Genomic DNA, 13,143 nt, shown 5'->3' with positions numbered 1-13,143 from the left:
TCCGACTAAAAGGTTGCTTCGCAGCGGCGAAATGCCGGGAAGTGATGGTGCACACAATAAACGAAATGGCGCACATTACAACCGCATCAGGATAAAAAAACTATCATGTACTAGTACATTCTCCGACTCATGCCGAGAATGTCGATGATTTTGGCGGAAATTTCCTCAACGGAATAATTGGTGGTATTGAGATATTTAATCTGATGTTTGCGAAATAGCGCTTCAACTTCACTGAGTTCCATGCGGCACTGGCGCAACGAAGCGTAGCGACTGTTTCCCCGACGCTCTTCCCGAATGGCCGCCAGCCGTTCGGCATCAATAGTGAGCCCGAATAGCTTGTGCTGGAAAGGTTTTAACGCGTCAGGCAGACGCAGGTTATCCATATCATCGGCAATAAAAGGATAGTTGGCGGCGCGAATGCCGAACTGCATCGCCAGATACAGGCTGGTCGGCGTTTTACCGCAGCGTGACACACCCAGCAAAATAACCTGTGCCTGATCGAGGTTGCGCAGCGAAATGCCGTCATCGTGCGCCAGCGTATAATCGATGGCGGCAATACGGGCGTCGTATTTGCTTAGGTTATTGGCCGTCAAACCGTGAGTGCGGTTGGCAATCGGCGTAGGCGGCGTGTTCAATTCTTCCTGCAAGGGAGCAACCAGCGCCTGTACGATGTCCTGGCAAAACCCGTCGCTGCTGGTAATAATGTTACGCACGGTCGGCGTGACGATGGAGTAAAACACCAGCGGGCGCACACCGGTTTGCTGATATAGCGTATTGATTTGCTCACACACGGCTTTGGCGCGAGCTTCACTTTCCACGAAAGGTAAGGTATAGCTAACCGTGTTCACGGGGAACTGGGATAACACCGCATGACCCAGTACTTCTGCCGTAATGGCTGTACCGTCCGAGACATAAAATACGTTTCTTTCCACATAACCCCCTTGTGATATTTCCGACAGCTCGAACACGTTAACCTCGTCAAAAATTGCGTTTCAAGAATACTTTTATTAAAACGCCATTTCATTATCTTCATGATAAAGAATACTAATCTTCTACGATATTGGATTTTTACCGTGTTAAGCAATCATTCGCCGTGAAATCAGTTTTTTTTCATAGGTTGATCGATTCACCTGTCCATGTTCATCAAAACGCTATGCTAACCTGATTGCGTTGAGGCGATTCTCAACCGAACTCTTTCATACCCTAATTGTATGCAGAAAGGATTATTTTCGATGTCCAATAACGGCCCTGATTTGCGTAATGTCCTTTGGTATAACCAGCTCGGTATGCACGACGTTGAAAGGGTGGGGGGCAAGAATGCCTCTCTGGGTGAAATGATCACCAACCTTTCAGGATTGGGCGTAGCCGTTCCCAACGGTTTTGCGACAACGGCGCAGGCGTTTAATGATTTTCTTAATCAAAGCGGGATCAACCAGCGCATTTATGAGCTGCTCGATCGCACCGACATTGACGATCTGAGTCAACTGGCGAGCGCCGGTACGCAGATTCGCCAGTGGATTATTGATACGCCATTCCAGCCGGAGCTGGAAAAGGCAATCAGTGACGCCTATCAGCAACTGGCCGACGGTGAGAAAGACGCCTCGTTTGCCGTGCGTTCTTCCGCCACGGCAGAAGATATGCCGGATGCGTCCTTTGCTGGCCAACAGGAAACCTTCCTGAACGTGCAAGGCATTGACGCGGTGATGGTGGCGGTGAAGCACGTGTTTGCGTCGCTGTTTAACGATCGCGCGATCTCCTATCGTGTACATCAGGGGTATGACCACCGTGGCGTGGCGCTGTCGGCGGGTGTGCAGCGTATGGTGCGTTCCGATCTGGCCTCCGCAGGCGTGATGTTCACCATCGATACCGAATCCGGTTTCGATCAGGTGGTGTTCATCACCTCGGCTTACGGTTTGGGTGAAATGGTGGTGCAGGGGGCGGTGAACCCGGATGAGTTCTATGTTCACAAACCGACCTTGCAGAACAACAAACCTGCGATTGTGCGCCGTAACATGGGATCGAAAAAAATCCGTATGGTGTATGCCGCGAGCCAGGAACATGGCAAGCAGGTACGGATTGAAGATGTGCCGACAGAACAAACGACACGTTTCAGTCTGACGGATGACGAAGTGCAGGCGCTGGCGCGTCAGGCACTGCTGATTGAGAAACACTACGGCCGCCCGATGGACATCGAGTGGGCGAAAGATGGCCACACTGGCAAACTCTATATCGTGCAGGCGCGTCCGGAAACGGTTCGCTCTAACGGTCAGGTGATGGAGCGTTATCACCTGCCTGCCAGCGGCACGGTGCTGGTGGAAGGCCGTGCGATCGGCCACCGTATCGGTGCGGGCGAAGTAAAAGTGATTCAGGACATCAGCGAGATGCACCTGATCAACGCGGGCGATGTGCTGGTGACTGACATGACCGACCCAGATTGGGAACCGATCATGAAGAAGGCGGCGGCGATTGTTACCAATCGCGGCGGACGTACCTGCCACGCTGCGATTATCGCACGCGAGCTGGGCATTCCGGCTGTCGTAGGCTGTGGCGATGCGACCGAGCGTTTGCGCAAAGGGCAGAAAGTGACTGTGTCCTGTGCGGAAGGCGACACCGGTTATGTGTATCAGGATCTGCTGGACTTCTCCGTGAAGAGTTCACAGATTGATGAAATGCCTGAACTGCCGCTGAAAATCATGATGAACGTAGGTAACCCTGACCGCGCATTTGATTTCGCCTGCCTGCCAAACGATGGCGTCGGTCTGGCGCGTCTGGAATTCATCATCAACCGCATGATTGGCGTGCACCCGCGTGCGCTGCTGGAATTCGACCAGCAAGCTCCTGAGCTGCAACGCGAGATCAAAACGCTGATGCAGGGCTACGACGATCCGGTGGAATTCTACGTAGGTCGTCTGGTGGAAGGGATCGCGACGCTGGCAGCGGCATTCTCGCCGAAGCGCGTTATTGTCCGTTTGTCCGATTTTAAATCGAACGAATACGCCAATCTGGTCGGCGGTGAACGCTATGAGCCGGAAGAAGAAAACCCGATGCTGGGTTTCCGCGGTGCGGGTCGATACGTATCGCCGGACTTCAAAGCCTGTTTTGCGCTGGAATGTGAAGCGGTCAAACGCGTGCGTAACGTGATGGGCCTGAAGAACGTCGAGATCATGATCCCGTTCGTTCGTACCGTGGCACAAGCGGAAGCGGTGATTGCCGAACTGGCGAATCAAGGCCTGCGCCGTGGCGAAGACGGCCTGAAAATCATCATGATGTGCGAAATTCCGTCCAACGCGCTGTTGGCCGATGAATTCCTGCAACACTTTGATGGCTTCTCCATCGGTTCAAACGACATGACACAGCTGGCGCTGGGTCTGGATCGTGACTCTGGCGTGGTATCGTCGCTGTTTGATGAACGTAACGATGCGGTGAAGGCGCTGCTGTCGATGGCGATTAAAGCTGCCAAAAAGCAGGGTAAATACGTCGGTATTTGCGGTCAGGGCCCGTCAGATCACGAAGATTTCGCGCTCTGGCTGATGGAGCAGGGCATCGATAGCCTGTCGCTCAACCCGGACACCGTGGTGCAAACCTGGCTGAATCTGGCGGAGCACAAGTAATCCGTACTGTGGGTGTCTGATATCTGTAGTCATCAGCCATTCAGGTTGTTGAAACAATATTTACAGAATGAAAACGGTGGTAATGGAATAGAAGAGTAAAGCGTTTGCGCCATGGATGGCGCAATCCGAGCGTACAGGGATGTATTTACAGCGTCTTTACGATCTATCCATTACCACCGCTCGGCCGCCGCTTATCGCAAGCCGTGCTGAAAATCACGGTGCTGCAATCAGGAAGGATTTGAACTGTGGCGTCATCACTGCGCTAAAGCCCTTATCCGTTTTGGTAATCAGATAAACCGCCAACCCCTGCTGTTCCGCCAGCTTCAACGCCTTCTCCGTTCCCAACACCATTAAACCCGTATCCCAGCCATCGGCTTCCAGCGCGGTTGGCGCAATCACGGTTGCAGAAACCAACTGATGAGTAATCGGTCTGCCCGTCTCGGGATCGATAACGTGAGAATAGCGCTTGCTGTCTTCCTCAAAATAATTCCGATAGCTGCCGGAGGTGCTGATCGCATAACCCTGCAAATTCACCGCCGCCTGTGCTGCATTTTCCTGGTCGGTTGGCTTCTGAATCGCCACACGCCACGGCGTACCCTCGGCGTTCACCCCACGGCTGGAAATCGCACCGCCGACGGAAACCAGATAATTGGTGATCCCTTTACGCGTCATTAGCTGCGCGAGAACGTCTGCGCCGTACCCTTCGCCCAGCGTGGAGAGATCGACATACAAATCCGGAAGGTCTTTCTGAATCCACTCGCCTTTTTCATCACCGATCAGTTTCAGGTGGCGCAGCCCGACATTTTGCCGCGCTAAATCGATCTGCTGTTGGCTGGGAATCCGCGTAGGCTGCTTCTGCGGGCCGAATCCCCAGAGATTAACCAACGGGCCGACGGTGATATCCATCGCGCCGTGCGTGGCTTTACCGATACGCAGCGCGGCCAGAATGATATCCGCCATGCCATTGCTGATGGGCTGGGGATCCGTTCCCCGGTACTGATTAAAACGCGACAGTACCGAATCGTCACGGTAGGTGGAAATGTCGTTATTGGCCTGCTCCAGCAGGGCATCGATTTCCCGTTGCAGCTGTGTTTTGTCTTCGGTGACGTCGCCGCTAATTTTTACGCTGTAAAACGTCCCCATGGTTTTGCCTTCAATGGTCAACAGAGGGCGCTGTGTCGTCGGTGTTGGATTATCGCAGGCTGTCAGAAGGCAGAATAAGCCACAGAGTAGCAATCTCTTCGCGGCGAGAGGCATCATGAAAAACTCCTGAAAAACTGAACTGAAAGTAGGCAGACAGGAGAGTAACAAAAAAGGGATGAGGCGTAATTGAATGGAAGACAAATGAAAGGAAAAAAAAGGCCCATCTCAGGGGATGGGCAAAGACTACACACAGCAATTCGTTACTAACTCTGACGAGGAGGAAACCTCATTGACAAACAGTAGGTTAATACTAGCTCCGGTATTTATCCTATGGATTATGGCCTATTTCGTCATTAAGAATCATCCTAATAGTTAATTATCTTTTAAGAGTCGGTCTCTCAGAGTTTTTATATTGTCAATAATATTGATGCATTAGAGAAATGATATCAAAATTTTTAGGACTAATCCCTAGGAATAGAGGGTTAATCATTAGTTACTTTTACCTATTGAAAAAGTAAGGGAATGATAGTGCCGAAAAAATAGAACCGGAAAATAGAGTCGAAAAAGCGATGCCGAGAGAGGGAATGCGTGGGCGGTGTACCGCCCACGGGAAGAGAAAACGGTGACTGTCGGTCTTACTCTTTATCTGTCGTGTTAGACGTATTAACGGAAAGGATGTTTTGCGGTTCGGGGATTTCACGCATCCAGGCAAACAGCAGACGGTAGGAAACGGCGAGGACGACCGGGCCAATAAATATCCCAATCATGCCAAACGCCAACAACCCGCCAATCACGCCGGAAAGAATCAGCAGCATAGGAAGATCGGCTCCCATTCTGATTAATACCGGGCGAATAATGTTATCGATGGTACCAACGAAACAGCTCCATACCAGCAGGATGGTGCCCCAGGTGGTATCGCCCGTCCAATACAGCCAGATAATCGCAGGAATCAATACCGGAAGTGGCCCCAACTGCGCCAGACAACATAGAAACATCAGAACGGTTAATAGTGTGGTGTAGGGAATACCGGATAGCCCCAGGCCGATTCCGCCTAACACCGATTGTACGATAGCCGTTACCACCACGCCCAGTGCGACGGCACGAATTGACTGTGCTGCCAGAATCACGGCTGCATCGCCGCGCTCCTGTCCCAGCCGGATAGCGAAATGTCGCACGGCCTTCGCAACGGCTTCGCCCTTGTAATAAAGCAGGGCGCTGAAGATCAGCATCAGGGAGCAGTGCATCAGAAAACGCCCGACATGCGCCGCCTGTGCCACCAGCCAGGTCGCCGTTTTACCAAAATAGGGTTGCACTTTGGCGAACAGACCGCTGCCACCGCTTTGCAACAGCGCCTGCCAGCTGTTAAATAATTTTTCTCCCACTAAAGGAATGGACGTCAGCCACTCCAGCGTCGGGGGCGAAAAGTTTTCCTGTCTGGCTCCCCAGCTCATTAGCGCCGAGCTGTTATCCACCACGCTGCTGACAAGAACGGCAATCGGGACAATAAATAGCAGGATAAGCAGCAACGTCATCACCAACACTGCCAGAGAACGTCTCCCCCATAATAGTGCCTGAAATTTAATCAGCATCGGCCAGGTGGCAATGACCACCATACATGCCCAGGCGAATCCCAGAATAAAAGGCTGCACCACCCAAAAACAGGCAATAATCATGATGGTAATAAACACCAGACTGAACAGGATTCTGGCCAGGTCAAATCGTGGTGGTTGAGAATATTTGCTCAACGAATGGTTCCTCAATAGCAAAAGAAAAGGCTGAAGGTGAGGTGGTTTGGGTGAACTGATTTAATCACAACGTCATCATGAGATATTTCCGGGTGTTTTGACAGCCTGTTGAACATTTTGTTGGTGAAACGACGGTTCGCCAACACGCTGTATGTTTTTGCCGATCCGGGAGCGCACACGATTGCGAAATGTGATAAAACGTGATGTCCCCGATGACAGAGCGGCTATAGCAGACTCTTCACAGGCATTTCACGACATATTGGCAAACACATCATGTACGGACAGGGTCAAAAAATAATGATCCCACAGATCACGCAATCTCCCGGGCTGGTCCAGCCGGTGCTTAATTTTCTGGAAGCATTGAAGAAAAATGGATTTACAGGCGATACGGCGACCAATTATGCCGATCGTCTGACGATGGCAACGGATAACAGTATCTACCAACTTTTGCCGGATGCGGTGGTTTTCCCCCGCTCAACCGCCGATGTGGCGATCCTCTCACGGCTGGCCAGTGATACGCGTTTTTCAGGGTTGACCTTTACGCCACGCGGTGGCGGGACAGGAACGAACGGGCAGGCGCTGAATCGCGGCATCGTGGTCGATATGTCGCGTTACATGAACCGCATTCTGGAGATCAATTCTGAACAGGGCTGGGTACGCGTCGAGGCTGGCGTCATTAAAGATCAGCTTAATCAGTACCTGAAGCCTTATGGCTATTTCTTCGCACCTGAACTGTCGACCAGTAACCGAGCGACGCTGGGCGGCATGATCAATACCGATGCATCAGGGCAAGGTTCGCTGGTGTACGGTAAAACCTCAGACCATGTGCTGGGGCTGCGTGTGGTCTTGCTGGGCGGCGAAATGCTGGATACGCAGGCGATGCCGGTAGAACTGGCGGAGAAACTGGCGTTAGAAGATTCCGTCATCGGCCGCATTTATCATACGGTGCTGCACCGCTGCCGCGAACAGCGTGCGTTGATTATCGACAAGTTTCCTAAGCTGAATCGTTTTCTGACGGGTTATGACTTGCGCCATGTGTTCAGCGACGATCTCCGTTCCTTTGACCTGACGCGTATTCTGACCGGGGCTGAAGGCACGCTGGCGTTTATCACCGAAGCGAAGCTCGATATCACGCCGCTGCCGAAGAGCCGTCGTCTGGTGAATATCAAATACGACTCCTTCAACTCAGCGTTGCGCAATGCGCCGTTCATGGTGGAGGCGAAAGCGTTGTCCGTTGAAACCGTGGATTCTAAGGTGTTAAACCTTGCCCGCGAAGATATCGTCTGGCACTCCGTCAGTGAACTGATTACCGATGTGCCTAATCAGGAAATGCTCGGCCTGAATATCGTGGAGTTCGCGGGGGATGATGAGGCGCTGATTAACGGGCAGGTCGACTCACTCTGTCAACGGCTGGATACGCTGCTGGCAGGCGGAGAAGGCGGGGTGATTGGCTACCAAACCTGTAACGATCTGGCCGGCATCGAGCGTATTTACGCGATGCGGAAAAAAGCCGTTGGGCTGCTGGGCAACAGCAAAGGGCAGGCGAAGCCGATCCCGTTTGCGGAAGATACCTGCGTGCCGCCACAGCATCTGGCGGATTACATCGAAGAGTTCCGCGCGCTGCTGGACAGCCATAACCTGACGTACGGCATGTTCGGCCATGTGGATGCAGGGGTGCTGCACGTTCGTCCCGCGCTGGATATGTGCGACCCGCAACAGGAAATGCTGATGAAGCAGCTTTCCGACCAGATTGTCGCGCTGACGGCCAAATATGGCGGCCTGCTGTGGGGGGAGCACGGTAAAGGTTTCCGCGCCGAATACAGCCCTGAATTTTTTGGGCCGGAGCTGTATACCGAGTTGCGTCGCATCAAGGCGGCGTTCGACCCTGATAACCGACTTAACCCTGGAAAAATTTGTGCGCCGCTGGATGTGGATGCGCCGATGATGAAAGTCGATGCGGTCAAGCGCGGCACGTTTGATCGCACGATCCCGCTGACGGTGCGTACCGCGTTCCGTGGTGCGATGGAATGTAACGGTAACGGACTGTGTTTTAACTTTGACGCTCGTAGCCCAATGTGTCCGTCGATGAAAATCAGCGGCAACCGTATTCATTCACCGAAAGGCCGTGCGACGCTGGTGCGTGAATGGTTACGCCTGCTGGCGGAGCAGGGCGTCGATCCGGTAGCGCTGGAAAAAGCGTTGCCGCAGCAGAAGCTGAGCCTGCGCGCCTTTATCCAGAAGACTCGCAATACCTGGCAGGCGAAGCAGGGTGATTACGATTTCTCGCATGAAGTTAAAGATGCGATGTCGGGCTGTCTGGCGTGTAAAGCCTGTTCAACGCAGTGCCCTATCAAGATTGACGTGCCCGGTTTCCGCTCTCGCTTCCTACAGCTTTATCACACGCGCTATCTGCGCCCTGTTCGTGATTATCTGGTGGCCGGTGTCGAAAGCTATGCGCCACTGATGGCGCGCAGCCCGAAGACGTTTAACTTCTTCCTGAAAATGCCGCTGCTGAATAACCTGAGCCGCAGCCAGATTGGTATGGTCGATTTGCCCTTGCTGTCATCGCCGTCGCTGCGTCAGCAGTTTGCCGGGCATAGTGGCGTCAACACCACGCTCGAGCAACTGGAACAGTTGCCGGAAGCGGCGCGCCAGCAGTATGTGTTAATCGTGCAGGATCCGTTTACCAGCTATTACGATGCGCAGGTGGTGGCTGATTTCGTCCACCTGATCGAAAAACTGAAGCTGAAACCGGTGCTATTGCCGTTCTCGCCGAACGGAAAAGCGCAGCACATTAAAGGCTTCTTACAGCGTTTTGCCAAAACGGCCTCGAGGACGGCAGATTTCCTGAACCGTGTAGCCAAACTGGGGATGCCAATGGTGGGCGTCGATCCCGCGCTGGTGCTGTGCTATCGTGACGAATATCGTGAAATTCTGGGAGAGAAGCGTGGCGATTTCCAGGTGCAATTGGTGCACGAATGGCTAGTGACGGCATTGGCAGACAGCACGCCGCAACCTGCCACTGGCGAATCCTGGTATCTGTTGGGGCACTGTACGGAAACCACGGCGCTGCCGATCAGCACGAAACAGTGGTCCGACATTTTCTCGCGCTTTGGTGCCAAACTGGAGAATGTCAGCGTCGGCTGCTGCGGCATGGCGGGAACCTACGGGCATGAAACCAAGAACCTTGCCAACTCGCAGGGAATCTATGCGCTGTCCTGGCAGCAGGTGTTGCAGAAGTTACCGCAGAAACGCTGCCTGACCACCGGCTATTCATGCCGCAGTCAGGTGAAACGCATGGAAGGCAGCGCATTGCGCCATCCGCTACAGGCCTTGCTGGAGATTATCTGATGCTATGGAAACGACAGGTTACGCTTGAGCAGCTTAATGAACCGAGCCAAACGTGTATGGTGGGTCATATCGGTATTCGTTATACCCATATCGCGGAGGATTCTCTGGAAGCGGTGATGCCAGTGGATTCTCGCACGCGTCAGCCGTTTGGCTTATTGCACGGCGGTGCATCTGTTGTGCTGGCGGAATCGCTGGGTTCCGTCGCGGGCTATTTGTGTTCTGAAGGCGATCAGCAGGTGGTGGGGCTGGAAATTAACGCCAACCATCTGCGAGCCGTGCGCGAAGGGGAAGTGCGGGGCGTATGCCGGGCGCTTCACGTTGGCCGCCGTAGCCAGGTGTGGCAGATTGAGATTTTTGATAATCAGAATCGCCTGTGCTGCATTTCACGTCTGACGACGTCGGTCATTACACCGTAAAACTGTAAACATGAAGCACTGAACCAGACTGCTGGCGGGTCTGGTTCGGTTGTTCTGAGAAAACATTCCTCTTCAGGGGAGAAATGGTACGCGCTTAACGAAGTCTGTCTGAAACTCGGTGGCTTTATCCCATGAGCCTTGCATGCTTAACTGATGGCAAATCGACTTCAGCGTGTTACGGGCAAAGTAGTAGCTTTGCACTCGAAAGAGGTGACAACGCCCTTCATTATTAATCTCTTTAATCAACCGATTGTGCAGCTTGGCCAGTGCATGCAGATAGCTGTCGTCATCGCCATTTCTCAGACAGAGTTCAACCATGTCCATGCAGGCGTTATGATAGCGACGTAAATGGTCAATATTGCTTCCTGGACGGTTCAGGCGAGCTTCCGCCATATAGAAATCAACGGTGGCATCGCGAATCTGAAATTTATATTCGTCAATTTGGTGGTGCAGCCAGGCATTCACGGAAAGCATGGTTATCGATCCTGAAAATGAAATGATAATCATTATCATATTTATAAAAAAGGCCATGATCAATGGGCAAAATGTGCTTTAACGTCAAAAGTACGATCGGAAATCACATAAATCTTCATATACCTTCCCTGTTTTACAAATAGGTATCGCCGATAAATGTTATAATAATGATAATGAGATGATAATTTTTACCTTCCCGAAAGGGACAGGGGTGATGATATTAATTCATTTATTATCAATTGGTTAGTAGATTTGTTGCCGCATTGTTTGGCGCGTCGGAGACGTGTAAAATAGCGCTATTGGCTCGCTAAAAACCGAAATGTTACGAATAGCCCTGCGAAACAAGAGGTTGAAGCTAGTTTCATTATCACTAACATTAGGGGAAACCAGCCTAAAACTGGTACCACACGCAATGAGGTATTCCATATGCAAGCGGAAAATGTAGGGACGTTTTCACTGGATGAAAATGTCTGGCAAGGATTGACGCTGACCGACAGCGCCGTGAAGCAGATTAAGAATCTGATGAAGCAGGATGAAGCCGTGCAAGGACTGCGGCTCGGCGTTAAACAATCAGGCTGTGCAGGGTTTGGCTACGTGCTGGATCTGGTGCAGGAGTTTGAGACCGACGATCTGGTCTTCGAACGCGACGGCGCAAAACTGTATGTCCCACTGAAAGCGATGCCTTTCATTGACGGCACAGAACTTGATTTCGTCCGTGAAGGGCTGAATCAGATATTCAAGTTTAATAATCCCAGAGCGCAGCATGCTTGTGGATGTGGCGAAAGCTTTGGCATTTAAGTGATGAAAAATTATGGCACGTAGCACGGTAGATGTACCTGATGATGTCCAGATCTGGATGGGTGATGGACGCTATAAAGAAGGTTTCTTCACGCAGTTGGAAACCGATGAGCTGGCGCACGGCATCAACGAAGATGTCGTACGGGCGATCTCGGCGAAGCGTAACGAACCTGAGTGGATGCTGGAATTCCGTCTCAACGCCTACAAAGCATGGCTGGAGATGGAAGAACCGCATTGGTTGAAAGCCCATTACGAGAAACTGGACTATCAGGACTATAGCTATTATTCCGCGCCTTCCTGCGGTAACTGCGATGACAGCTGCGGCTCTGAGCCCGGTGCCAAGCAGCAATCCGGGATTACGGACGTGAATAATTACCTGACCAGCGAAGTAGAGAATGCGTTTAATCAGTTGGGTGTTCCTGTCCGTGAGGGCAAGAAAGTGGCTGTCGATGCGATTTTCGACTCCGTATCTGTGGCGACCACGTATCGGCATGAGCTGGCTGAAAAAGGCATTATCTTCTGTTCATTCAGCGAGGCGATTCAGGAACATCCCGATCTGGTGCGTCAGTATCTCGGTACGGTCGTACCGGCGAACGACAACTTCTTTGCGGCGCTGAATTCGGCGGTTGCCTCTGACGGCACGTTTGTATACATCCCGAAAGGCGTGCGCTGCCCGATGGAACTGTCGACGTATTTCCGCATCAACGCGGCGAAAACCGGTCAGTTCGAGCGTACGATCCTGATCGCCGATGATGACAGCTACGTCAGCTACATCGAAGGCTGCTCCGCGCCGGTTCGTGACACCTACCAACTGCACGCTGCCGTGGTGGAAGTCATCATCAACAAGAATGCCGAAGTGAAATATTCCACGGTGCAGAACTGGTTCTCCGGTAAAGATGACGCAGAAGGCGGAATTCTGAACTTCGTGACCAAGCGCGCGCTGTGTGCCGGTGAGCATTCAAAAATGTCATGGACGCAGTCGGAAACTGGCTCAGCGATCACCTGGAAATACCCGAGCGTTATTCTGCGCGGTGATTACTCCGTCGGCGAATTCTTCTCTGTTGCCTTGACCAATGGTCGCCAGCAGGCCGATACCGGCACCAAGATGATTCACATCGGTAAAAACACCCGTTCGACCATCATCTCCAAAGGGATTTCCGCCGGACGCAGTGAGAACACCTACCGTGGTCTGGTGAAGATCATGCCGAGCGCGACCAACGCCCGTAACTTCACCCAGTGTGACTCTATGCTGATCGGCAGCGAGTGCGGCGCACACACCTTCCCCTACGTGGAAGTGCGTAACAATACCGCGCAGTTGGAGCATGAAGCGACGACCTCGAAAATTGGTGAAGATCAGCTGTTCTACTGTCTGCAACGCGGTATCAGCGAAGATGACGCCATCTCGATGATCGTGAACGGATTCTGTAAGGACGTCTTCTCTGAATTGCCGCTGGAATTTGCGGTAGAAGCACAAAAGTTACTGGCGATTAGCCTGGAACACAGCGTCGGTTAATTCGGCGGTTACCGGGATTTTCACAGACGAATAATGAGAATCATCGGTCCCGGAATTCATTAAGCGCTCGCCACATTGGGCGTTGGAAGGAA

General features: G+C 52.3%; 9 protein-coding genes and 1 other RNA gene. 5 read left to right on the top strand and 5 right to left on the bottom strand.

The window, feature by feature from the left end; all coding sequences use genetic code 11:
- Window positions 1-110: 110 nt before the first annotated feature.
- On the bottom strand, window positions 111-932 hold the full coding sequence (gene ppsR / locus BUB06_RS03655; RefSeq protein ID WP_010297774.1) for a posphoenolpyruvate synthetase regulatory kinase/phosphorylase PpsR: 822 nt from the start codon (window positions 930-932) through the stop codon (window positions 111-113).
- A 300-nt stretch (window positions 933-1,232) separates the two neighbouring features.
- Here ppsR and ppsA point away from each other — a divergent pair, with 300 nt between their 5' ends.
- The gene (gene ppsA / locus BUB06_RS03650) at window positions 1,233-3,611 is read left to right on the top strand and encodes a phosphoenolpyruvate synthase (RefSeq protein WP_039471596.1); all 2,379 of its coding nucleotides are present in this window, start codon (window positions 1,233-1,235) and stop codon (window positions 3,609-3,611) included.
- Window positions 3,612-3,824: 213 nt separating this feature from the next.
- Here ppsA and apbE read toward each other — a convergent pair whose 3' ends face one another.
- The 3 genes from apbE to ydiK form a co-directional block, all read right to left on the bottom strand.
- Entirely contained in the window at window positions 3,825-4,871 is a 1,047-nt protein-coding gene (gene apbE / locus BUB06_RS03645; RefSeq protein WP_039471598.1) for an FAD:protein FMN transferase ApbE, read from the bottom strand.
- Window positions 4,872-4,962: 91 nt separating this feature from the next.
- Window positions 4,963-5,074, bottom strand: an RNA gene (gene rprA, locus BUB06_RS03640) — antisense sRNA RprA.
- A 315-nt stretch (window positions 5,075-5,389) separates the two neighbouring features.
- The gene (ydiK, locus tag BUB06_RS03635; protein ID WP_010297781.1) at window positions 5,390-6,499 is read right to left on the bottom strand and encodes an AI-2E family transporter YdiK; all 1,110 of its coding nucleotides are present in this window, start codon (window positions 6,497-6,499) and stop codon (window positions 5,390-5,392) included.
- A 297-nt stretch (window positions 6,500-6,796) separates the two neighbouring features.
- Between ydiK and ydiJ the strand changes: the two genes are divergently transcribed.
- Window positions 6,797-9,850, top strand: coding sequence for a D-2-hydroxyglutarate dehydrogenase YdiJ (gene ydiJ / locus BUB06_RS03630; RefSeq protein WP_039471600.1), 3,054 nt, complete (start codon window positions 6,797-6,799; stop codon window positions 9,848-9,850).
- Window positions 9,850-10,266 carry a 1,4-dihydroxy-2-naphthoyl-CoA hydrolase gene (gene menI, locus BUB06_RS03625; protein WP_010297785.1) on the top strand — a complete coding sequence of 139 codons (417 nt, stop codon included), beginning with the start codon at window positions 9,850-9,852 and terminating at the stop codon, window positions 10,264-10,266. The genes ydiJ and menI overlap by 1 nt, the downstream gene beginning before the upstream one ends.
- Before the next feature lie 72 nt (window positions 10,267-10,338).
- On the opposite strand, the gene BUB06_RS03620 is transcribed toward menI, so the two are convergent.
- Window positions 10,339-10,740 (bottom strand): hypothetical protein, encoded by a 402-nt coding sequence (locus BUB06_RS03620; protein WP_010297788.1) that lies wholly within the window; start codon window positions 10,738-10,740, stop codon window positions 10,339-10,341.
- 426 nt (window positions 10,741-11,166) lie between these two features.
- Between BUB06_RS03620 and sufA the strand changes: the two genes are divergently transcribed.
- Entirely contained in the window at window positions 11,167-11,538 is a 372-nt protein-coding gene (sufA, locus tag BUB06_RS03615) for a Fe-S cluster assembly scaffold SufA (protein ID WP_005970398.1), read from the top strand.
- 13 nt (window positions 11,539-11,551) lie between these two features.
- A complete protein-coding gene (sufB, locus tag BUB06_RS03610) occupies window positions 11,552-13,051 on the top strand; it encodes a Fe-S cluster assembly protein SufB (protein WP_010297791.1) in 1,500 nt (499 codons plus the stop codon).
- Window positions 13,052-13,143 lie beyond the last annotated feature (92 nt).

This window comes from Pectobacterium carotovorum, assembly GCF_900129615.1.
Taxonomy (GTDB): domain Bacteria; phylum Pseudomonadota; class Gammaproteobacteria; order Enterobacterales; family Enterobacteriaceae; genus Pectobacterium; species Pectobacterium carotovorum.
This window is presented reverse-complemented; position numbering and strand designations above follow the sequence as displayed.

Bases quoted from the DNA above. Each gene is read 5' to 3' on its own strand.
- sufA (WP_005970398.1), top strand. From the start codon at position 11,167: ATGCAAGCGGAAAATGTAGGGACGTTTTCACTGGATGAAAATGTCTGG.
- ydiJ (WP_039471600.1), top strand. From the start codon at position 6,797: ATGATCCCACAGATCACGCAATCTCCCGGGCTGGTCCAGCCGGTGCTT.
- BUB06_RS03620 (WP_010297788.1), bottom strand. From the start codon at position 10,740: ATGCTTTCCGTGAATGCCTGGCTGCACCACCAAATTGACGAATATAAA.
- apbE (WP_039471598.1), bottom strand. From the start codon at position 4,871: ATGATGCCTCTCGCCGCGAAGAGATTGCTACTCTGTGGCTTATTCTGC.
- ppsA (WP_039471596.1), top strand. From the start codon at position 1,233: ATGTCCAATAACGGCCCTGATTTGCGTAATGTCCTTTGGTATAACCAG.
- sufB (WP_010297791.1), top strand. From the start codon at position 11,552: ATGGCACGTAGCACGGTAGATGTACCTGATGATGTCCAGATCTGGATG.
- menI (WP_010297785.1), top strand. From the start codon at position 9,850: ATGCTATGGAAACGACAGGTTACGCTTGAGCAGCTTAATGAACCGAGC.